14 protein-coding genes and 1 riboswitch are annotated in these 23,304 nt (G+C 67.3%); of the genes, 5 read left to right on the forward strand and 9 right to left on the reverse strand.

Annotated features, from left to right (window positions below):
• Positions 1–46: 46 nt before the first annotated feature.
• The gene (locus ACXU4B_RS15135; protein WP_131411016.1) at positions 47–562 is read right to left on the reverse strand and encodes a lipid A 3-O-deacylase; all 516 of its coding nucleotides are present in this window, start codon (positions 560–562) and stop codon (positions 47–49) included.
• A gap of 252 nt (positions 563–814) precedes the next feature.
• On the reverse strand, positions 815–1,735 hold the full coding sequence (locus ACXU4B_RS15140; protein ID WP_131411014.1) for a bestrophin family protein: 921 nt from the start codon (positions 1,733–1,735) through the stop codon (positions 815–817).
• Between the two features lie 152 nt (positions 1,736–1,887).
• Between ACXU4B_RS15140 and ACXU4B_RS15145 the strand changes: the two genes are divergently transcribed.
• The 5 genes from ACXU4B_RS15145 (at position 1,888) to ACXU4B_RS15165 (ending at position 8,655) form a co-directional block, all read left to right on the forward strand.
• A complete protein-coding gene (locus ACXU4B_RS15145; protein ID WP_131411012.1) occupies positions 1,888–2,481 on the forward strand; it encodes a DUF2239 family protein in 594 nt (197 codons plus the stop codon).
• A 49-nt stretch (positions 2,482–2,530) separates the two neighbouring features.
• Entirely contained in the window at positions 2,531–3,994 is a 1,464-nt protein-coding gene (locus tag ACXU4B_RS15150; RefSeq protein WP_131411010.1) for an MATE family efflux transporter, read from the forward strand.
• A 132-nt stretch (positions 3,995–4,126) separates the two neighbouring features.
• Entirely contained in the window at positions 4,127–5,779 is a 1,653-nt protein-coding gene (locus ACXU4B_RS15155; RefSeq protein ID WP_131411008.1) for a multicopper oxidase family protein, read from the forward strand.
• Positions 5,780–6,073: 294 nt separating this feature from the next.
• Positions 6,074–8,116: an alkaline phosphatase family protein gene (locus ACXU4B_RS15160; RefSeq protein ID WP_131411006.1), complete on the forward strand. Its 2,043-nt coding sequence runs from the start codon at positions 6,074–6,076 to the stop codon at positions 8,114–8,116.
• 68 nt (positions 8,117–8,184) lie between these two features.
• Entirely contained in the window at positions 8,185–8,655 is a 471-nt protein-coding gene (locus ACXU4B_RS15165) for a DUF3617 domain-containing protein (RefSeq protein WP_131411004.1), read from the forward strand.
• A 52-nt stretch (positions 8,656–8,707) separates the two neighbouring features.
• Here ACXU4B_RS15165 and ACXU4B_RS15170 read toward each other — a convergent pair whose 3' ends face one another.
• The 7 genes from ACXU4B_RS15170 to edd form a co-directional block, all read right to left on the reverse strand.
• Complete coding sequence (locus tag ACXU4B_RS15170; RefSeq protein ID WP_131411002.1) at positions 8,708–11,863, reverse strand: efflux RND transporter permease subunit; 3,156 nt, start codon at positions 11,861–11,863, stop codon at positions 8,708–8,710.
• Positions 11,864–12,092: 229 nt separating this feature from the next.
• Positions 12,093–15,248 carry an efflux RND transporter permease subunit gene (locus ACXU4B_RS15175; RefSeq protein WP_131411000.1) on the reverse strand — a complete coding sequence of 1,052 codons (3,156 nt, stop codon included), beginning with the start codon at positions 15,246–15,248 and terminating at the stop codon, positions 12,093–12,095.
• A 161-nt stretch (positions 15,249–15,409) separates the two neighbouring features.
• Positions 15,410–17,308 carry a TonB-dependent vitamin B12 receptor gene (gene btuB / locus ACXU4B_RS15180; RefSeq protein WP_131410998.1) on the reverse strand — a complete coding sequence of 633 codons (1,899 nt, stop codon included), beginning with the start codon at positions 17,306–17,308 and terminating at the stop codon, positions 15,410–15,412.
• Positions 17,309–17,435: 127 nt separating this feature from the next.
• Positions 17,436–17,663: riboswitch (cobalamin riboswitch) on the reverse strand.
• 82 nt (positions 17,664–17,745) lie between these two features.
• Positions 17,746–18,189 (reverse strand): hypothetical protein, encoded by a 444-nt coding sequence (locus tag ACXU4B_RS15185; RefSeq protein WP_131410996.1) that lies wholly within the window; start codon positions 18,187–18,189, stop codon positions 17,746–17,748.
• A 79-nt stretch (positions 18,190–18,268) separates the two neighbouring features.
• Positions 18,269–20,500, reverse strand: a complete 2,232-nt coding sequence (locus ACXU4B_RS15190) for a TIR domain-containing protein (RefSeq protein WP_131410994.1) — start codon at positions 20,498–20,500, stop codon at positions 18,269–18,271.
• A gap of 254 nt (positions 20,501–20,754) precedes the next feature.
• Positions 20,755–21,396, reverse strand: a complete 642-nt coding sequence (gene eda / locus ACXU4B_RS15195) for a bifunctional 4-hydroxy-2-oxoglutarate aldolase/2-dehydro-3-deoxy-phosphogluconate aldolase (RefSeq protein ID WP_131410992.1) — start codon at positions 21,394–21,396, stop codon at positions 20,755–20,757.
• A 36-nt stretch (positions 21,397–21,432) separates the two neighbouring features.
• Positions 21,433–23,250 (reverse strand): phosphogluconate dehydratase, encoded by a 1,818-nt coding sequence (edd, locus tag ACXU4B_RS15200; protein WP_131410990.1) that lies wholly within the window; start codon positions 23,248–23,250, stop codon positions 21,433–21,435.
• Positions 23,251–23,304: the final 54 nt, after the last annotated feature.

Here is a 23,304-nt window from a genome sequence, read left to right on the forward strand (position 1 = left end):
CGGCCCCGCAAGGGGCCGTGTTGCTATCCGCGCCGGACGACGGCGCTCAGAGATCGAAGGCCCAGCCCACCAGCGCCATGGTTTCGCCGCGGTTGGAGCCGTCCAGTCCGGCATTGGAAATGTGGCGCAGCTGGAAGGTCCAGCGATCGCCCTGCCAGCCGATCGAATTGACGAACTCGCCGGCACTGCTCAAGGCCAGCGTGCGGCCCTTCTGCGCGGCCAGCTGGAAGGTCCAGAACCAGTGGTGATACCAGTCGTCCGCGCCGCCCATGCGCAGGCGCGCACCACCGGCGAGCAGCCAGATGTTGTCGGAAACCGCGGTGCCGTAACGGTTCACGTTGCGACCGTCGATATAGCCGGCTGACACGTCGGGAGCCCAGCTGAAGCGGCTGTTGCCGAAGCGGTGTTCGTTGAACACGCCTTCGACGAAGACCGCCGTGGTGAGGTAGCCGTCCGAGTCGCTGGGGCCAGCCTCCAGTTCGATACGGGTGGCGGCCATGGCCGGTGCAGCGACACCAATGAGGGCGAGCGCGGCAGCGCCGCGTCGTAAAAGGGCAGGCATGAGTTTCTACTTCTCTTACGTGGGGGAGGAGATTAATGCACCGCGTAGTGTACTAATACGATGGGCCGGCCGAAAAGGAAAATAAGTCGCATGGACGCAGCCATGCGTCGGGTGGGCGGTGCGCACGTCAGAGATCCCCTGTGGAAGCAGTATCGCGCCGGGCGCGTGAATACCGCGCGGAAGCCGCGCAGGCGGGCCGCGTGGTCCGCCAGGCCCAGGGTGGTGCCGGAAGTGCTGCCTGCGTCGTGCGCGCTAGAGCAGCACGCCGTCCACGGGCTGCAGCGGGGCGGGCAGCTCCTGCTCGCCAAGCAACTCGCCCAGGCTGATCTCGATGGTGCGGCACATGGCATCGAGCGCCAGGTCGTTCGGCAGGCGTTCGAACGGGTTCTCGATCTGGTCGCCCAGCGCGTCCAGCCCGAAGAAGGTGTACGACAGGACGCCCACCATCAGCGGGGTCAGCCAGCCCACGCTGCTCACCAGGCAGAACGGCAGCAGCAGGCAGTACATGTACACCGTGCGATGCAACAGCAGGATGTAGGCAAACGGAATCGGCGTGCCGTGGATGCGCTCGCAACCGCCCAGCACGTACGACATGCGGCTGACCTGGGCATCGATGCCGGCGAGCAGGATGCTGTCCAGCCGGTGCTCGCGCCGCAGCTGCGCATAGCTCTCGCCAATGCTGCCCAGCAAGGCGTTGGGAGGGTTGGGTGAATGGGCCAGGGCCGCGGCTTCCGCCGCCGGCAGCCAGCGCGACAGGTCCTCTGCCGCCGGCGTGCCGCGCAACTGATGGCGCAGCGCGTGGGCAAAGGCGATCAGGCGATGCACGCGCAGGCGTTGCTGCTCGCGTGGCAGGTCGTCGGGCAGGCTGCAGGTCTGGCGCGCCAGGTTGCGCAGCACGATCAGCAGTTCACCCCACAGCGTGCGTGCTTCCCACCAGCGCTCATACGCCACGTTGTTGCGAAAGCCCAGGAAGATCGCCAGCGTCAGGCCCATCAGGGTCAGGGGCACGGCGCCGAGATCGACGCCGGCGTGCGGCAGGCGACGCTCCAGCCCCACCATCAGCACGGCGAGCAGCATCATGCCGACCACCCGCTTCCAGATGGCCGGAACGATCGAGCCGCGCAGGGTGAACAGCATCAGCGACAGCGGACGGGACGTCGGATGAATGACCATGGATCGCGCACGGGCAGGGCAGGCGGGCAACTGTAGCGCGGACCAGCGTAGCGGCGGGTGGAGGCGACGCCGGCGCCGGCCGGGCGGCACTCCGGTTGACGCCGGGTATTTAACCCGGGCAATATGGCCTCAAATTACACCCGGGTTAAAACATGGATCCGAACGACGTCCGCTGCTGCACGGCCTTTGATGGCCACCGGCTGATCGCCTCGGGCGACCTCGCCGGCGTCGTGGCCGCCGCCAAGCAGGTGGTGGATGCCGGCGCCGCAGGACCGTTGCTGATCTTCGACGACCAGAGCAGTCGCCAGCTCGAGTTCGACTTTCGCGGCACCCTGCAGGATGTGCTGGCGCGCCTGTCCACGCCGGCAGCAGGCATCGAGTCTCCCGTGCGTGGACCGGGGCGCCCGAAGCTCGGCGTGGTGGCGCGCGAAGTGACCCTGCTGCCCCGCCACTGGGCATGGCTCGCCGCACAACCGGGCGGCGCCTCTGCCACACTGCGACGCTTGATCGAGGACGCGCGTCGCCAGCATGGTGGTCGCGAGCGCGCCCGCCTCGCCGGCGAAGCCGTGGACCGCTTCATGCTGGCGATGACGGGCGACCTGCCAGGTCATGAAGAGGCAACGCGTGCGTTCTGGCGTCACGACCGCGAACTCTTCATGCGCTGGACCGAGGCGTGGCCCACCGATGTGCGCGAGCATGTGCGTCGACTGGCGAGCCAGGCATGGGACGACGGCAGCGCCAGCTGAGCCATTCACGAACCGCTTTCACTTCACCCTTATCCGCGGAACCCATTCCATGTCATCTATTGCCGGAAGGCAGCCGTTGCTCACCGAAGGCCCGATAGCGCGCACGCTGCTGCTGTTCGCGTTGCCGATCCTGGGCAGCACCGTGCTGCAGTCGCTCAACGGTTCGGTCAACGCCATGTGGATCGGCCACTACCTGGGCGAGGCGGCGCTTACCGCGGTCAGCAATGCCAACCTCATCCTGTTCCTGCTGCTGGGCGCGGTGTTCGGGCTGAGCATGGCCTGCACCATCCTCATCGGGCAAAGCCTGGGCGCGCGCAACATGCTCGAGGCCAAGCGCGTGGTCGGCACCGGCGTCACGTTCTTCGTCGCCGTGTCGGTGCTGGTGGCGATCGGCGGTTACTTCTCCACGCCATGGCTGCTTGGACTGCTGAACACGCCGGTCGACGCGCAACTGTTCGCGGTGCCGTACCTGCGCATCATCTTCATCGCCGTGCCGTCGATGTACTTCTACAACTTCATGATGATGACCCTGCGCGGTGCCGGTGATTCACGCACGCCGTTCGTCTTCATGGGCCTGTCGGTGGTGCTGGACATCGTGCTCAATCCGCTGCTGATCTTTGGCGTCGGGCCGTTTCCGCGCATGGGTATCGCCGGCTCGGCGACGTCGACCCTGATCGCCCAGGGCATCTCGCTGATGGCCCTGCTGTGGACGCTCTACGCGCGCAAGCACTTCCTGCGGCTGACCCGTGGCGAATTGCGCTTCCTGCGGCCGGATGGCGCCATCCTGCGCTCACTGGTGTTCAAGGGCCTGCCGATGGGCCTGCAGATGATCGTGATCTCCAGCTCGGCGATGATCATGATCCACATGGTCAACGGTTACGGCTCCAAGACCACGGCGGCATACGGTGCCGCCACCCAGTTGTGGACCTACGTGCAGATGCCGGCCATGGCGATCGGTGCGGCGGTGTCGTCGATGGCCGCGCAGAACGTGGGCGCGAAACTGTGGGATCGCGTGAGCCGCATCACCAAGGTGGGCGTGGCGTACAACTTCCTGCTCAGCGGTTCGCTGATCGCGCTGATCTATGTCTTCAACTACAGCGCGCTCAACCTGTTCCTGCCCAACGACGGCGAGGCGCTGGCGCAGGCGCAGCACCTCAATGGCATCGCGGTGTGGTCCTTCATGTTCTTCGGTGTCACCTTCGTGCTCTTCGGCGTGGTGCGCTCCACCGGCGCGGTGTTGCCGCCGCTGGTCATCCTGTTCATTTCGATGTGGCTGATCCGCCCGCCATTCGCCGTGCTGCTGGCGCCGCACCTCGGTGCGGATTCGATCTGGTGGAGTTTTCCGCTCGGCTCGCTCGCCTCCATGCTGATGGCGATGGGTTACTACCGGTGGGGCGGCTGGCGCAAGGCGCACATGTTGTCCACGCCCGTCGGTGTGCAGCCCGGCAAGGCGGCGGTGGCCGGCCAGCAGGCGCCGACCACCGGCCAGGGCGTGCCCGCGTCGGTGGACTGACCGGCGGCGCGCAGGCGCCACCGCGCGTTGCCACATGACTGTCATCCGTGCTGCCTAGGGTGGCCGGATGACAGTTCCAGCTTTTGGTTACCTCGCCATCGCAGCAAGGCTTGTCGTCAGCGGTGCGAGCGAATGAACTCGCGCCGCCGGTTCGTGCGTGGCGCGGTGAGCCTGGTCGGCGGTTATCTCGCGGCCGAGACCGGCTTGCTCGCGGCCGTGGCGCCGGCCGCGCCGAAGATGCGCATGGCGATGCCTGCGCTGGCTGCCCCGAAGCTGCCGCTGGTGAATCCGGTGACGCTGGCGCGTTTCGTCGATCCGCTGCCCGTGCCTGCCGTGGCGACTCCGGCGGGCCAACGCGCCCATCCCGCCTACCCCGGCCGGCAGCTGCCCTACTACCGGATGGAGATGCGCGCCTTCACCGCGCAACTGCATCGCGACCTGCCACCCACGCCGCTGTGGGGCTACGCCGGCACCATGCCAGGCCCCACGCTCCAGGCCGTGCGCGGCGAGCCGATGCTGGTGGAGTGGATCAATGCGCTGCCCGAGCGGCACTTCCTGCCGATCGACCACACCATTCATGGCGCCGAACGCAGCAAGCCCGAGGTACGCACCGTGGCGCACGTGCACGGAGCACGCGCGCCGGCGGCGAGCGACGGTTATCCGGAAGACTGGTTCGCGCCTGGCCATTCGGCCGTCTATCACTATCCCAATGCACAGGACGCCGCGACGCTCTGGTATCACGACCATGCGATGGGCATCACGCGGCTCAATATCTACGCGGGGCTGTTCGGCGCATTCATCGTGCGCGATGCGGAGGAGCAGGCACTGGGTTTGCCGTCGGACGACTGCGACCTGCCCCTGATCCTGTGCGATCGCCTGATCGGCCAGGATGGCCAGCTTTACTACCCGGTGTCCGAAGATCCGGATGCACCGTGGGTGTCCGAGTGCCAGGGCAACGCCATCCTCTGCAACGGCAAGCTCTATCCGTTCTTCGAGGTCGAACCGCGACGCTATCGCCTGCGCCTGGTGAACGCAGCCAACGCGCGCTTCTTCGATCTCTCGCTGTCCACGGGCCAGCCGTTCCAGCAGGTGGCCAGTGACCAGGGACTGCTGGCCGCGCCATTGCCGCGCCAGCGCGTGGAGCTCTATCCCGCCGAGCGCGCCGACGTGGTGGTGGACTTTGCCGGGCTCGACGGCAAGCGCGTGCAGCTGCGCCAGCAGTCCGAGGCGATTCTCGAATTTCGCGTGCGCGATCGCGGCCGCACTGACAAGGGCCTGCTGCCGGCAACGCTGCGCGCGGTGCCACGCATCGATCCGGCGACGTCGGTGCGCGATCGCGTGCTCACGCTGGGCGAGCAGGACGACGCGGGCGGCAATCCGATGATGATGATGCTCGGCGGCAAGCACTGGTCGGCGCCGGTCACCGAGAACCCGCGACAGGGCAGCGTGGAGACATGGAGCCTGGTCAATCTCACCGGCGACGTGCATCCGGTCCACCTGCACCTCGTGCGCTTCCAGGTACTGGAGCGGCGGCCGTTCGACCTGTTCGCATGGAATGCGAGCAGGACGCTCAGGTATACCGGACCGGCGATGCCGCCGCCGCCGCATGAGTCGGGCTGGAAGGACACCGTGCGCGCCGACCCCGGCATGGTCACGCGCATCATCATGCGCTTCGAGGGCGAGCCGGGCCGCTACGTGTGGCATTGCCATCTGCTCGAGCACGAAGACAACGAAATGATGCGCCCCTTCACACTTTTGCCGCCTGCAGCCACGGCAAGAACGTAAGAATCCACGTCGATTGCGCTCGCGATGGTCTTTCGTTCAAGCATCACTCACGCACGAAGCGCGCTCCCGCAACGGTTCGCGCGTCGCTGATTTCCAAGGGCGCGACGCAAGCTTCTGCGACGTAGCAGCACTGTCATGCCCGGGGCTTTCGCTGTCGCAGAAGTGCCAAGGGGTCGTCATGTGCGCGGACCAGACTCCCCGCCGGCCGGCATGGCCAACGTTGCCACTGCATGCAGGCCGATATCAGGGGGATCACTCGATTGCAGCCCTCAGGGAGCCTGCAGGAGACCAGTCATGTCCACGACGTATGTTCGAAAGCGGTTGCTGCCGTTTGTCATCGGCACTCTCGCCGCCGGCCTCGCCGGCGTTGTCAGCGCACAAAGCAATGATGCATCGGACCACGACGACAATTTTCGTGGCAACGTTCCCGCGGCCGGCGTAGCCAATCGTTCGGGCATGCCGGGCGGCGTCACGGTGCTGCACGCACCGGGGCGTGGCGACGACCGCAGCGATCGCACCAACACGCCGATCAAGCACGTCATCCTGCTGATCGGTGAAAACCGCACGTTCGACCACGTGTACGCCACTTACACGCCGCCCAAGGGCCAGAGCGTGCACAACCTGCTCTCGCAGGGGATCGTCAATGCCGATGGCACGGCGGGTCCGAACATCGCGGCGGCACGGCAGTGGCAGGCGACCAGCACGGGAGCGTTCAGCCTGGCGCCCACGCACACGACGGCCTATGCGCTGCTGCCTTCGATGAACACTGGCGGCGCACCGACGCAGGCACCGTTCGCCTCGGCGGCACAGGCGCAGGCGGTGGAACCGGGCCTGCCGGTTGCCGCCTATGGCGAGCTGGCCAACGGCGGCACGGGCCTGCCCAATGAAGTGATCGACACGCGCTTTCCGACCAAGCTGCCCAATGGCCCGGTCGACATGCACGCGTCGCTGAGCTACGACGACTACGCCAACAGCCCGGTGCACCGCTTCTTCCAGATGTGGCAGCAGCTCGACTGCGATGTGCACGCCGCCACGGCGCAGAATCCGAGCGGCTGCCGCAACGACCTGTTCCCGTGGGTGGAAACCACTATCGGCGCCGGCAACAACGGCAAGGCGCAACCGGCGAACTTCAACGACCAGACCACCGGCGAAGGCGCCACCGCCATGCAGTTCCTCAACATGGCGCAAGGCGATGCACCCTACTTCGCCGAGCTGGCGCGCACCTATGCGTTGAGCGACAACTTCCACCAGTCGGTGATGGGCGGCACCGGTGCCAATCACATCATGCTCGGCTTCGGTGACCTGATCTACTACGCCGACGCCAACGGCAACCCGGCCACGCCGCCATCCAACCAGATTGAAAATCCGGATGCGCAGCCCGGCACCAACAACTGGTACGTGCAGGACGGCTACGGTGGCGGTTCCTACGTCAACTGTGCCGACGACAAGCAGCCGGGCGTCGCCGCGGTCAAGGGCTATCTCAAGTCGCTGCCCTATCGCACCTTCCACGGCACGGATTGCCGCCGCAATGCCTATTACCTGGTCAACAACTACAACCCGGGCTATCTCGGCGATGGCACGCCGGCACCGCTGGGCGCAAACCAGTTCACCCTGCCGCCCACGCAGCAGGACAACCTCGCCCTGTTGCTGACGCGCCACCATGTCAGCTGGAAGTACTACGGCGAAGGCTGGGGCGGCGGCAAGGAGAACGGCGAGGCCGGCACCTTCTGCAACATCTGCAACCCGTTCCTGTATTCCACCCAGGTGATGACCAACCCGGCCCTGCGTGCGAACAACCAGGACCTCAACGACCTCTATACGGACATCCAGAACGGCACGCTTCCCGCCGTGTCCATCGCCAAGCCGGACGGCATCCTGGACGGTCATCCGGCATCGTCCAAGCTCGATCTCTTCGAGGGCTACGTGAAGAAGATCGTGGACATGGCCAAGGCCAACCCCAAGGTATGGGAAGACACCGTCATCATGGTCACGTTTGACGAAGGCGGCGGCTACTACGACTCGGGCTACATCCAGCCGATCGATTTCTTCGGCGATGGCTCGCGCATCCCGCTGCTGGTGATCTCGCGCTATTCCGAAGGCGGCCGCGTGGTGCACACGTACTACGACCATGTCTCGTTCGACAAATTCGTCGAAGCGAACTGGGGCCTGCGCGAGACGATCTCGGGCCGCAGCCGCGACAACCTGCCCAACCCGGTGTCGCTGCCCAACAATCCGTACGTGCCACTCAATGCGCCGGCGATCGGCAACCTGATGAACATGTTCGACTTCGGTGCGAACGGTCACGCCAGCATGGCATCGGCTGAAACACAGGACTGATTCCATGCCCACACGGCCCCGCCCGCACCCGCGGGCAGGGCCTCTCGCCGGTCCGGAGTCGTCACCCGATGCATGCCTTCACTCCACCCCCGCCCGCACCGCGCAGCCACGCGGTGGCCCGCGCCCTGGCACTGCTCGTGCTGCTGGCCGCAGCCTTCCTGGGCGAGCCCAGCCGCGCCGACCCGGGTGATTTCCAGGCCATGCCTGGCCTGTGGAAGATCAGCGTGCGCAGCGTCGACCACGGCCATCCAGGCAAGCCATCCGTGCTTTGGCATTGCGTGGACGAAGGTCCGGACCCGTGGACGGAATTCGCCGAACTGCCGCTGCCCGGCCACGCGTCGTGCCAACGCACCAGCGCCCATCGCAGCAGCACCGCGCTGGCGTGGACACTCAGCTGTCCCGGCCTGTCGTCCCCCGGCCGTGGCCGCGTGGACTTCGACTCACCGGAACACTACACGGCCAGCGTGAACCTCCAGGGCCGCCAGGTCGTGCAGGCCGAGGGCCGGCGTGTGGCGGCGTGCACGAGTCCGAAGGACTAGGCGAGGGCCGGCAGGTTCGCCGGCCTCTGCGTTGGGGGAGCGGGAGCCCCGCTCACCCCGCCGCCGTCTGTGCCTTCAGCGCCCGCTTCGCGGCGCGACGTTCGCGCCGTGCGGCCTTGCGCACCTTGCGGTCGAAGCTCCACAGGTAAATGGCCGGCGTGCTGAGCAGCGTCAGCAACTGCGACACCAGCAGGCCGCCCACGATGGCCACGCCCAGCGGCTGGCGCATTTCCGAGCCCACGCCGAAGCCGATCGCCAGCGGCAGTGCCGCGCCCATCGCGACCAGGGTGGTCATGGTGATCGGGCGGAAGCGCACCAGCGCCGCCTCGCGGATCGCCTCCGGCGGCGACAAGCCGCGCTCGCGCTGGGCGACGAGGGCGAAGTCCACCATCAGGATGGCGTTCTTCTTCACGATGCCGATCAGCATCAGGATCGCGATGATCGCCATCAGCGTGAGCTGCATCTGCGTCACCAGCATGGCCAGGAACGCGCCCATGCCCGCCGCCGGCAACGTGGACAGGATCGTCAACGGGTGGCCCAGGCTCTCGTAGAGGATGCCCAGCACGATGTACATGGCGACGATGGAACCCAGCAGCAGCACCATGCCGTTGGACTTGGCCTGCTGCAGTCGCTGGTTCTGGCCGGTCCACTCGACATGCACGCCCTCGGGCAGGCCCACCGCAATGGCGGCGTTCTCCACCAGTTTCACGCCGACGTCCTGGGTGATGTCCTTGGCCAGGTTGTAGTTGATCGTGGATGCCTGCAGCTGGTTGTGGTGGCGGATGCGCGTCGGTGTCATGTTCGGCTGGATATGCGCCAGCGCCGACAACGGAATCATCTGGCCCTGCGCATTGCGCACGCGCACGTTGAGCAGGGATTCGGGGCTCAGCGACGCCGCCGCGCCGGAGGTGAGCACCACCCAGTACTGGTTGATGTCCGAATAGATCACCGACACCTGGCGCTGGCCGAACGAGTTGAACAGCGCCGTGTCGACCTGGCCCATGGTCACCTGCAGGCGGCTGGCGGCCTCGCGGTCGACCTTGAGCAACTGCTGCTTGCCGACCAGGTCGAAGTTGCTGCCGACGTCGCGCAGTTCCTTCATGGCGCGCAGCTTGCGCACCATCTTGAGCGTCCACGGCTGCAGGTCCTCGCCATTGGTGCCGATCAGCTGGAATTCGTACTGGCCGCCCTTGTCGCCGCTGCCGCCGCCGCCGAGGAACTGCACCAGGCTCAGCGATACGCGGATGTCCGGCAGCACGTCGTACTGCTTGGCCAGCCGTTCCATCACCTTCTTGGCGCTGTCATGGCGCTCGCCCGGACCGCTGCCGAGCGGTTTGAGGTCCACGAACATGGTGCCCGCGTTGCCCACGGCGCCGTTGCCGTCGTTGTTGCCCAGCGTGGTGAGCACGTCGAGCACCGCCGGGTCGGCCTTCATGATCGCGGCGGCGCGTTGCGCACGGGCCGCCATCAGGGTTGGCGAGATGTTGGCGTCGGCGCGGATGTCGCCCTGGATCATGCCGATGTCTTCCTCGGGCATGAAGTTGCCGCCCGCGGTCTGCACCACCGCGTAACCGAGCACGAAGGTAAGGATCAGCAGCAGCAGCGGCTGCCAGCGCATCAGGCGGCGATGGTGCAAGGCCCAGTCCAGCGCCCGTTCGTACGCGCGGTGAAAGCCGCGGTCGAAGCGTTCCAGCGCCTGTTCGATGCGGCCCGGCGTGCGCTCGCCCGGCTCTTCATGCTTGAGGAAATAACCGCACAGCGCCGGCGTAAGCGTCAGCGAGACCAGGGCGGAGATCACCACCGCCACCGCCAGCGTCACCGAGAATTCGCGCAGCAGCATGATCACCATGTTGTTGCCGAACAGCAGCGGCGCGAACACCGCCACCAGCGACAGCGTGATCGAGACGACGGTGAAGCCGATCTCGCGCACGCCGATCAGCGCCGCCGGCAGCGGCGCCTCGCCATGCTCCATGTGGCGCACGATGTTCTCGATCACCACGATGGCGTCGTCGACCACGAAGCCGATGCACAGCACCAGCGCCACCAGCGACAGCGTGTTGAGCGTATAGCCCAGGGCCAGCATCACCACGAAGGCGCCGGCCAGCGACAGTGGCACGCTGAGCGTGGCAATCAGCGTGGGGCGCAGGCGGCGCAGGAACACCAGCATCACCAGCACCACCATCACCACGCTGATCATCAGCGCGATCTGCACTTCGTGCAGGGCGGACTTGGTGGTCTGGGTGAGGTCGAAGATCGGCGTGATCTGCACGTCCGCCGGCATCCACTGGCGGAATTCAGGCAGGCGCGCGCGGATTTCCTCCACCGTGGCCACGGCATTCGCCTCGGGGCGCTTGCTGATCTGCATCGCCACGGTGGTGCTGTCGTTGAACCACGCGCCCTGGTAGATATCCTGCTGGCCGCTGGTGACCCTGGCCACGTCCGACAGGCGCACCGGCGCGCCGTTGCGCTGGGCGATCAGCAGGTTGCCAAAATCCTGCGCCTCGCGCAGGCCGTCGTTGGCGGTCACCGTCATCTGCGTGCGACCGTCGGTGAGCACGCCTTGCGGGGACGTGACATTGGCGGCGGTCAGCGCGTTGCTCACATCGTTGGCGGTCAGGCCCTTGGCGGCCAGCGCATTGACATCCAGCTCCACGCGCACGGCGTGCGGGGTGCCGCCGAACACCTGCACCTGCGCCACGCCGGGAATCTGCGCGATGGCGGGCTTCAGCAGCGTGTCGGTGAGGTCATAGAGCTTGTCCGGCGGCAGGCCGGTGGAGGTGAGCGACACCAGCAGCACCGGAATCTGCGACGTATCGAACTTGAAATACTGCGGTGGCGAGGGCATCACCGGCAGGTCGGCCTGCGCTGCGTTGATCGCCGCCTGCACGTCGCGCGCGGCCTTGTCCGCGGTGCGGCTGAAATTGAAGCGGATCTGCACGGCCGCCGCGCCTTCGGTGGCGTTGCCGTACATGTCGTCGATGCCGGGGATGCGGGCGAGATGGCGTTCCAGTGGCGCCAGCACCGTGGTCGCCATGGTCTGCGCACTGGCCCCTGGCATCGACGCGGTGATGTAGACGCCAGGGAATTCCAGCGACGGCAACGCCGCCACGCCCAGCAGGCGATAGGCGAACAGGCCGGCCAGCAGCAGGCCCAGGGCCAGCAGCGAGGTGCCCACGGGACGGCGGATCAGGGGGGCGAAGATATTCACGTGGTTTCCATACCGGTAAGAGGCTGCGCTCGCTGCTTGCCGCCGCGGCGGCCGCGGGGCGCATGGGTCGCGCGTTCACGCGCGGAGCGGGCGAAAGGCGCAGTCATGTGCACTTTATGCCCTCAATGACCCGCTGCGCGAATGTGCCTGAAGTCGCTCCATGCCGAAAGACAGGGGCTGCTGCGGCCACACGCACCCTCGTGGCGACGCGACGAAGCTTGCGGTGCGCTTACCCCGCTGCCGTCTGCGCCTTCAGCGCGCGCTTCGCTTCGCGACGCGCCTTGCGCGCGGCCTTGTGCAGCTTGCGGTCGTAGTTCCACAGATAGATCGCCGGCGTGCTCAGCAATGTCAGCAGCTGTGAGACCAGCAGGCCGCCCACGATGGCCACGCCCAGCGGTTGGCGCAGTTCCGAGCCGATGCCGAAGCCGATGGCCAGCGGCAGGGCCGCGCCCATCGCCACCAGCGTGGTCATGGTGATCGGGCGGAAGCGCACCAGCGCCGCCTCGCGGATCGCTTCCGGGGGAGACCGGCCGTGTTCGCGCTGGGCGACGAGGGCAAAGTCCACCATCAGGATCGCGTTCTTTTTCACGATGCCGATCAGCATCAGGATCGCGATGATCGCCATCAGCGACAGCGACATGCCGGTCGCCAGCATGGCCAGGAACGCCCCGGCACCCGCCGCCGGCAGCGTGGAAAGGATGGTCAGCGGGTGGCCGAGGCTCTCGTAGAGCATGCCCAGCACGATGTACATGGCCAGGATCGAACCGATCAGCAGTTCGTTGGCGTTGGACTTGGTTTCCTGCAGGCGCTGGCTGTCGCCCGTATAGCCCAGCTGCACCCCCGCCGGCAGGCGCGCCTCGGCGACCATCTGCTCGATCAGCGCCATCGCCTTGTCCTGCGGCATGCCTGGCTCGACGTTGTAATAGATCTGCGCCGCTTCCAGCTGGTTGGTGTGGATCACGAACGACGGCGTCACGTTGGGGGCGATATGCGCCACCGCCGACAGCGGCACCATGTTGCCCTGCTCGCCGCGCACATAGGTGTTGAGCAGGGTGTCGGGACCGAGCGAGCGCCCGGCCGACGACGTCAGCACGACCCAGTACTGGTTGATGTCCGAATAGATGATCGATACCTGGCGCTGGCCGAAGGCGTTGTACAGCGCCGAGTCGACCAGGCCCATGTTCAGGTGCAGGCGGCTGGCGGCCGCGCGGTCCACCGTCAGCATCTGCTGCTTGTCGATGCTGTCGTAGTCGCTGCTGACGTCGTGGAATTCCTTGCGCTGGCGCAGCAGCTGGGTGACCTTGAACGCCCACGGCTGCAGGTCGATGTTGTCGCTGCTGATGAGCTGGAAGCTCTGGCTGCCGCGGTTGCTGTCGCTGTTGTCGTTGAAGAAGCCGATCGAATTGAGCGAGACGCGCAACTCGGCCAGCTTCTCGTAAGTCGTGGACAGGCGCTTGATCACGTCCTTGATGCGCTCGGGCCGCTCGCCCGGCCCCGAGCCGCGCGGCTTGAGGTCCACGAACATGGTGGCCTGGTTGCCCACCGCGCCACCGGCGTTGTCGCTGCCGAGAAAGGTGGTGACGTCGAGCACCGCCGGATCGGCCTTCATGATCGCCGCCGCGCGCTGCGCGCGCGCGGCCATCAGGGTCGGCGAGATATTCGCGTCCGCACGCACGTCGCCCTGGATCATGCCGATGTCTTCCGGCGGCATGAAATTGAAGCCGTACAGCTTCACCACCGCCGTGGCCATGGCGAAGGTAAGCGCCAGCAGGATGAGTGGCTGCCAGCGCATCAGCCGGCGATGCGCCATGGCCCAGTCGAGCGCGCGCTCATAAATGCGGTGCAGGCTGCGATCGAAGCGTTCGAGCGCGCGTTCCAGGCGACCGGGCTCGCGTCCGCCCGCATGCGCCAGTTTCAGGTAGCGGCCGCACAGCGCGGGCGTCAGCGTCAACGACACCACGGCCGAGATCACCACGGCGGCGGTCAGCGTCACCGAGAACTCGCGCAGCAAGGTGGTGAATTCGTTGTTGCCGAACAGCAGCGGCGCGAACACGGCGATCAGCGACAGCGTGATCGAGACGACGGTGAAGCCGATCTCCTTCACGCCGTCCAGGGCGGCGGGCAGGGGTTCCTCGCCCTGCTCCATGTGGCGCACGATGTTCTCGATCACCACGATGGCATCGTCCACCACGAAGCCGATGCACAGCACCAGCGCCACCAGCGACAACGTGTTGAGCGTGTAGCCGAGCGACCACATGACCGTGAAGGCACCGGCCAGCGACAGCGGCACGCTGAGCATGGCAATGAGGGTCGGACCGATCCGCCGCAGGAATACCAGCATCACCAGCGCCACCATCACCACGCTGAGCATCAGCGCCACCTGCACTTCGTGCAGCGCAGACTTGGTGGTCTGGGTGAGGTCGAAGATCGGCGTGATCTGCAGGTCGGCCGGCAGCCATGCGCGCATCTGTGGCAGCTTGGCGCGCACCGCATCGGCCGTCGCCACCGCGTTGGCCTCCGGGCGCTTGCTGATGCGGATCGCCACCGAGCGCTGGTTGTTGAACCACGCGGCCTGGAATTCGTCCTGCTGGCCGTTGGCCACGTGCGCCACGTCCGACAGGCGCACCGGCGCGCCATTGCGCGTGGCGATCAACAGGCGGGCGAATTCGGCGGGGGTGTGCAGCGAATCGCTGGCACTGACCGTCATCTGGATGCGGCCATTGTTGAGCGTGCCCTGCGGCGACGTCACATTGGCCGCGCGCAGCGCATTGGCGACGTCGTTGGCGGTCAGTCCCTTGGACGCCAGCGCCTGCGTGTCCAGTTCCACGCGTACCGCGCGGGGGCGGCCACCGATGACGCGCACCTGCGCCACGCCGGGAATCTGCGAAATCGCCGGGTTGATCAGGGTATCGGCGAGGTCGAACAGCTTGTCCGGCGGCAAGGTGTGCGAGGTGAGCGAAAGCAGCAGCACCGGGATGTTCGCCGTGTTGAACTTGAAGTACCGCGGCGGGATGGTCATGCTCGACGGCAGGTCGGCCATGCTCGCGTTGATCGCCGCCTGCACGTCGCGCGCGAGCTTGTCGGTGCTGTTGCCGAAGTTGAACAGCAGGCGGATCGAACTGGAGCCGTCGTTGCTCTCCGAATGCATCTCCTTGATGCCCGGAATGCGGCCCAGGTGCCGTTCCAGCGGGGCCGCCACGGTGGAGGCCATGGTCTGCGCATTGGCGCCCGGCACCTCCACGTAGACCACCATGCCGGGGAACTCGAGCGAAGGCAGCGCCGCCACGCCCAGCAGCAGGTACGCCCACAGCCCGGCCAGGGCAAGCCCCATCGCCAGCACCGAAGTGCCGATCGGGCGGCGTATGAAGGGCGCGAACAGGTTCACCGGTATCCGGACCGCCGTTGTTGGCACCAAAAGGGTCGCTGCCGGCCGCCGTGACGACGGCAAGGCAGCGACCACCCGGCACTTTATGCCCCTAAAGGGACGCCGGCGAATGTGCCGTTAGTCGGTGACGCTCCCTCCCTGGAACGCCATCGCGACCGGCGTCAGCGCGTCGACGGGCTGTAACGCAGGGTCAGGAACCAGGTACGGCCGGGCTGGTTGAAGTAATAGGCCGTCTCGTAATGGCGATCGAAGGCATTGGCCAGCTTCGCCTCGACGCGCCAGTCCGGCAGGAACGCGTAGCTGGCGCGCAGGTCGGTGGTGGCGTAGCCGGCCAGGCGATGCTGGTTGGCCAGGTCGTCGTAAGCCTTGCCCGAAACGAACCACGTCGCGCCAAGGCCGAAGGCCTGGAACTGGCGATCCACGTCGACGCGTGCGGTCTGCTCCGGCCGGCGCGGCAGCAGCTTGTCGTTGTTCACGTCGTCACGGTTCTCCGGCTTCTGCAGGGTGAGGTAGCCCTGCACCTGCCAGCCAGCGAGACTCGCGCCGAGCTGGCCTTCCAGGCCGCGGATGCGTGCCTTGCTGATGTTCTGCGGCACGAAGTTCGGGTCCAGCGCGATCAGCTGGTCGATCTGGGTCTGGTAGGCGTTGACCGCCCAGTTCCAGGCGCCCTGCTTCTGGCTCAGGCCCAGCTCGCCCGAGCGCGATTTTTCCGGCCGGAGATTGGGGTTACCCAGGCCGAACGGGTAGTAGATGTCGTTGAAGGTCGGCGCATGGAACGCCGTACCGTAGCTCGCCGACAGGCGCAGGTCGTGATCGAAGGCGTAGCCCCACGCGGCCGAGCCCGTGGCGTGATTGCCGAACTGGTCGTTGTGGTCGTGGCGCGCCGCCAGCTGCACTTCGTTGCGGCCGAAGGTGCCCATGTACTGGGCGAACACGCCGGTGTCCTGGCGCGAACTCTTCAGGTAACCGGTATCGCTGTCGATGTGCTCCTGCTGGTAGTCGACGCCGGCGGTGAGCAGCTGGTTGGTCGCCAGCGTGATGTCGTTCTGCCACGAGGCCTGGTTGCGGCGCGAATTGGCGAAGCCCACCGGCGTGCGCGGGTAATACGTCTGCACGCCGGCGAAGATATCGTCGTAGGTGCCCTGGTAGTACGTGGCTGCATCGTCGCGGCTCTGGCCGGCGCTGAGGGTGACCTTCCAGGCGTCGAGCGGGGTGAAGGCCAGGCGCGCACCGGCGACTTCCTGCTGGTTCACGGCCTGGTTGCCGCCATAGGGGCTGCCGTCGTATTCGACGAAGTTCTTGCTGCGCAGCCACGTAGCCGACAGTTCGGTGCCGTTGTCCCAGCGATAGCCGCCGTTGGCCATGCCGTTCCAGTTGCGGTACGCGTCGTGGTCCGGTTCGTCGGCGAAGCAGCCCGCGCCCGCTTCGGCCGCGCCCACGCGACAGGCATTGATGCCGCTGGTGTACTGGCCGCCCAGGCCCACGTTGAACCAGGCATGCGAATCGCCGCCGCTGAGCCCGGCGTGGCCGTCCATGTAGCTGCGGCTGCCGGCCGACGCGCTGAGCGACGGCGACAGCGCGCCGTCCTGCTGGCCGTGGCGGGTGAAGATCTGGATCACGCCGCCGATGGCATCGGCGCCGTACAGGCTCGAGCGCGGGCCGCGCACGACCTCGATGCGCTCGATCTGGTCCACCGGGATCTGCTCGAAGGCCGGCAGGCCCGCGCCCACGGCGCCGATGCGGATGCCGTCGATCAGCACCAGCACGTGGGTGGAATTGGTGCCGCGCAGGAACATCGAGCTTTGCTCGCCCATGCCGCCGGCCTGCGAAAACGCCACGCCGGGCAGGCCCACCAGCAGGTCGCGCACGGATGCCGGCTGCAGCCGTTCGATATCCGTGCGCGTGATCACCGTGACCGATGACAGTGCCTCGTCGGTGGTGATCGCCGTGCGGGTGGCGGTGACAATGACCGTGGACAGCGACTTCGCCGCATCGGTTTCAGCGGCCTGGACGGCCATCGTGCACGACAGCAGCGCGGCTGCCAGCAGAGTCTTCTTCATGCGTGTTCCTTCGGGCGCGCACCCTCGCGCGTCCCCTGGTGATGGGACGGCGGCCACACGTGGAGAGCGGAACGACGGCAGGCAAACACGCGCCATGACACGAAGTCCGGCCTCGCCCACCGCGAGCCAACCGTTACGTGTCCGGGCCGGTCTCCGGGCTTGCGGGTGGCATGCATTGCTGCATGCACCGTCGGGCGCCTTCCCGTGCCCTTGGCACAGTGGCATTTCGCCCTCGGGTGGATCACTCGCCTACCGTTGCGGGGGCAGCGCCGGCTTGGGCTGCAGCTGCAGCGCACCGGCTTCCCGTTTCATTCCGGGCAAAGAGCCCCGGAACACCCAAACGGGCGCGATTCTAGTGGCCAGGCAGGGGCCCGGCAATGCACGCCGCCGTTGCGCCCCGCCCGCGCCCGGCGTGGCGCGCGGGCGGCCGGCGCCGGTCAGGTGTTCTTGATGGTCGGATTGGGGCTGCTCGCCTTGCCGCAGGCGTAGGTCAGGGGCACGCCGTAGACCTTGTCGCCGAAGCGCGCGAACAGCTGGTAGTGCCAGGTGCCTTCGCTGCTCTTGTCGTGGTGATGGTTGTGGATGGTCAGCGTGTCCTTGCCGATGCGCTGGAGCTTGTGGAAGATCTTTTCGCTCGGCGTTTTCATCAGCCACAGGAAGCCCGGGGTTTCTTCGTCGTCCAGGGCGCAGAATTCACCGCCCGCCGCGTTGCCGGCGAGGGTCCAGGTGATCGTATGCGCATGATCAGTATTGGCGACCTTGTCGAAGGCGTGGTGGTGGCCACCCTTGTTGATCACGAGCAGGTTCAGGTCGTCGCCGTCGCGTAGGTCGTGCTCCAGCTCGACTTTCAGTTCGAGGTGGTCTGCGCTGTCGTTCTTCATGGTGAACTCCTGTCGCTGAGAGGTGGGTTCCTGTTGCCGCTTGAGGCCTGGTTTTCCCCTGGCTTCGGATCAGGGCGGATCAGTGGCGGCCACTGCCGTTGGCCGCGAGCAGCTGCTTCTGGAAGGCTGCGTTGACCGGATAGGCGATGCGCTCGCGATTGAGCACGGCGAGCAGCCCGGCGTCGCGATAACCGCTGCTCCACAGCTGCTGGATCAGCGGTTGCGCGTCGGCCCTTGCACCCAGGGCCAGCAGCGCCTCGACCTGCAGGGCCACGAGGCGTGGATCGCCCTGTCCGCTCGGCTGGGCCTGCGCTTCGGCCACCATCGCGCGACGCAACTGCCTGGCGGTGTTCGGATCGGTGCTGATGCGCGCCAGCAGCAGTTGCGCGGCCATCGTGGCGAGCAGGTTGGCGCGATCGTGGGGCTGGTGCTCGAGCAGGCGGTCGAGCGTGCCCAGTGCCGCCAGCAACTGGGACCGGGCCAGCGCCAGCCTGCCGTCGGCGAGGGCCTGGGCCGCCTGTTCCGTGCGTGCCTCGGCCAGTTCGCGCTGCAGTCCGATGTCGGTCGGGCTCTCCCCCACCAGCGCGGTGAGGGTCGACAACGAGGATTCGATCAGCGCGCGTGCTCCGGCCTGGTCGCCGTTGAGGCGCTTCAGCCGCGCCAGTTGCTGCGCATAGTGGGCGAAATCCTCCTGGAAGCTGCTGTTGTGCGGGTTGTCGCGCACCAGCCCGGCGGCGAGGTCGACCGCCTGTTGCAGGTGGCGCATGCCGAGCTCGTCCGCGCCCGCCAGCGCCAGCGTGCGCCCCAGGATGGCGCGTACCGTGAGCATGGCGTCGCGCTGGCTGATGTCCTTGGGGTCGCGCGCCGCCAGTTCCGCTTCGATCGCATCGTCGGCGCTGTATTCGGCGATGGCGGTGCCCAGGTCGCCGTGCAGCAGGGCGAGCTTGCCGAGGTTGTTGTGGGCGCCGCCGAGCTCGACCGCCCACTCCGGCCGCCGGGGGTCGGCGGCAACGAGCTGGCGCGAGAGTTCGAGCGCGCTCTGGTACGGGGCCCTGGCCTCATCGAGTCGTCCGTGCGCTTCGAGCACGTGGCCGAGATTGTTGTCCAGCATCTCGAGTTCGAACTTCAGCACGAGGTCGTGCGGGGCATGGGGTTGCGCGCGCAGCAGCACGTCCCTGGCCTCGTCGAAGCTGTGCTGTGCCGCATCGAGCTGCCCCTGGAACCAATGGGTGGTGCCGATGAAGGCCAGCGCGCGGGCATATTGCAGCTGCCTGGCCATGTCGGTCGGTGCTTCCCTGGCCAGCCGGGCGCTGAGTATCGAGGCAGCCTGGTACGCGGCCATCGCTTCGGGCAGGTGACCCTGGTCCTGGCGCACGCTGCCGATCTTCTCCAGCGCCTTGGCGCGCTGGGCGAGCGCCTGGTCGGTGACATCCTTGGTCGGCAGGGAGGCGAAATACGACATCGCCTTGTCGTTCACCGATTCCATGATGTCGAGGCGCTCGACCTGGTGGAGCTTGTCGTAGAGGTCGCCGAGCATGAAGCCGACCAGGTCCTCGGCCTGCTTCTGCCTGCGCTCGGCGTCGTTGCGCGCCACCTCGGCATCGACGCGCGCCACCACCGCGGCATGGCGCGCAAACATCGCCGCGATGGCCAGCGTGGTGGTCACCGCCGTGACGAACAAGGCCAGCGCCGTGATCGCGGTGAGGCGGCGGTTGCGCCGCTGCAGTTCGCGCTGCCTGAGGCTGTCGAAGCCGATGTCGAGCATGCCTGCAATCAGCTTGAGCTTGGCCTTGCCGCGGCCGTCCTTGCCCTCGCGCGCGTCCGCGGCGATCGGCTCCGTACGCTCGGTGCCCAGCTGGCCGTCGGCATCCACCCGGAAGCGCAGCGCCGGTGCCAGGCATTCCTCCTCCTCGCGTCCCGGGCATTCCGCCGCATGCGGCTCGCCGTCGACGATCAGGCAGAAGATGTGCTCGCTGCGCCCCATCCGCTTGAACGAGAGGACCTCCTGTTCGACCCAGCGCGAGCTGGCCGAGCGCGGCGAGCAGATCACGATCAGGTTCGCCGATTGCTCCAGCGCCTCATTGACCTTGCTGCCGAGGTCGGTGGCGCTGGCCAGTTCCTCGCGGTCGCGGAAGATCGGCGCGAGTCGCCGCGGAATCGTCCCCGCCGCCGTCTGCGTGCCGACCAGGCGCGAGGGCAGCCGATAGGTTTCCAGTGCCTTGTGCAGCCAGTCGGCCCAGGACTTGTCCTGGTGGCTGTAACTGATGAAGGCGCGATACCGGAAGACCGGTACCGCCGAGGCCTGGGTCATGACACACCGCACTCCCGCACGAGGTCATGCATTCCCTTGCGGGGGGTCCCCTCGCACCGCGTTGAAGCTCAGTCGCCGCGGCGCGGAGGCCTGTTAGCCTCAATGGCGGGGAAGCCTAGCACGCAAAGTGTGATGTACATCACATTTCAGGGCCGTAGGAGGCACCGGGGCGTCCGCCACCGGCGGCCGGGAGACCGGCCGGTGCGGGAAACCGGGCAGCCGGGATCGAACAGGCCTCCTGCGCGGGCCGCCGATCAGCGCAGCGCCGCCGCCTCGCGTGCGAGCTGCTCGATGCCGGCCCAGTCGCCGCTGTGCAGCTTGTCGGCCGGCGTGAGCCAGGAGCCGCCGACGCAGACCACGTTGGGGAGTGACAAGAATTCCGGGGCGCTGGCCAGGCTGATGCCGCCGGTGGGGCAGAAGCGGATCTGCGGTAGCGGGCTGGCCCAGGCGCCGAGCAGCCTGGTGCCGCCAGCAGGCACCGCCGGGAAGAACTTCAGGTAGTGATAGCCACGTTCCAGCAGGGTCATGGCCTCACCGGCCGTGGCCACGCCCGGCAAGAGAGGCAGCTCGCTGTCGTCGGCGGCGTCGAGCAGCCCCGGCGACACGCCCGGCGACACCGCAAAGCGCGCGCCTGCCTTGTGCGCGGCGCGCAGGTCGCGCGCGCTGAGCACGGTGCCCACGCCGACCACCGCACCCTCCACTTCGTCTGCGATGGCCTTGATGGCGTCGAGGGCCGCGGGCGTGCGCAAGGTGACCTCGATGGCGGGAATGCCGCCGGCCACCAGCGCGCGTGCCATCGGCACGGCCGCGCGCGCGTCCTCGATGATCACCACCGGCACCACGGGCGCCAGCGCCAGGGTGGATTCGATCAGCTTCTGCTTGTTTACGATGCTCATGGCTTTCCGTGGAATCGATGACGAAGAGGTGGCGCGTTACAGCACGCCGGCGCCGAGGTCGGCCGTGGTGGCGGCCCGGCGGAACAGCCCGAACAGTTCGCGTCCCATGCCGTACTGATGCGCCGAAAGGTCGGCCGTGGCCGGTTCGCGGGCCGCGAATTCCGCCGCCTCGACCAGCACCTCCAGGCGTCCATGCACCGCATCCACGCGCACGATGTCGCCGTCGCGAATGCGTGCGATGGCACCGCCGTCCTGCGCTTCGGGGGTGACGTGGATGGCGGCCGGCACGCGGCCTGACGCACCGGACATGCGGCCGTCGGTAAGCAGGGCGATGCGGTGGCCGCGATCCTGCAGCACCGCGAGCGTGGGCGTCAGCTTGTGCAGTTCCGGCATGCCGATCGCCTGCGGGCCCTGGAAGCGGACCACGGCGACGAAATCACGATTCAGTTCGCCGCGCTCGAAGGCCTTGCGCACGTCGTCCTGGTCGTGGAACACGATGGCGGGAGCCTCGATGACCAGGCGATCATCGGGCACCGACGACACCTTGATCACTGCGCGTCCCAGGTTGCCGCTCAGCATGCGCAGGCCGCCGTCGGCGCGGAACGGCTCGGCCGCGCCGCGCAGCACGCCGCGGTTGCCGCTCTCCCGGGACACCGGCTTCCACACCAGCCGGCCATCCTCCTCCAGCTGCGGCACCTGCGTATAGCCGTCCATGCCGGTACCGAACACCGTGCGCACGTCGCCGTGCAGCAGGCCCGCGCAGAGCAGCTGGTCGATCAGGAAACCCATGCCGCCCGCTTCATGGAACTGGTTCACGTCGGCATAGCCGTTGGGATACACGCGCGCCAGCAGCGGCACCACCGCCGACAGCGCATCGAAATCGTCCCAACGCAGCTCGATGCCGGCGCCGCGCGCGATGGCCACGAGGTGCAGCAGGTGGTTGGTCGAACCGCCGGTGGCATGCAGTCCGATGACGCCGTTGACGATCGCGCGTTCATCGATGATGTGGCCCAGCGGCAGGTGCGACGAGCCCGGTGCGCTCAACTCCGCCACGCGCAGCACGGCCTCGCGCGTGAGGGCATCGCGCAGCGGCGTGTCCGGCGCCACGAAGCTGGCGCCCGGCAGGTGCAGGCCCATGATCTCCATCAGCATCTGGTTGGAGTTGGCGGTGCCGTAGAAGGTGCAGGTCCCCGCAGCGTGGTACGAGCCTGCCTCCGCCTCGAGCAGCTCGGCCTTGGTCGCCTTGCCCTCGGCGTAGGCCTGGCGCACCTTCGACTTCTGCTCGTTGCTGATGCCGCTGGGCATCGGGCCGCTGGGAATGAACAGGCCCGGCAGATGGCCAAAGCTCAGCGCGCCGATCAGCAGGCCCGGCACGATCTTGTCGCAGATGCCCAGGTAGAGCGCGCCATCGAACATGTCGTGCGACAACGACACGGCGGTCGCCATGGCAATGAGGTCGCGCGAGAACAGCGACAGCTCCATGCCGGAGCGCCCCTGGGTGATGCCATCGCACATTGCCGGCACGCCACCGGCCATCTGCGCGGTGATGCCTGCCTCGCGCGCCACCTTGCGGATCAGTTCGGGGTAACGCTCGTACGGCTGATGCGCCGAGAGCATGTCGTTGTAGGCGTTGATGATGGCCAGGTTGGGCGTATGGCCTTCGCGCAGGCGCTGCTTGTCATCCGTGCCGCACGCGGCGAAGCCATGCGCGAGATTGCCGCATGAAAGTCGCTCGCGGTGCGTGCCGTTGCCCTGCGCGGCATCGATGCGGCTGAGATAAGCGGCGCGCGAGTCCCGGCTGCGCTCGCGCAGGCGTTCGGTGACTTCGGCGATGACGGGGTGAAGCACACTCATGATCGAACTCCGGGGTGTGATGCAGCGCGCGACCGCGCGCGCCATTCGTCGATG

It is taken from the genome of Dyella soli (genome assembly GCF_054482295.1).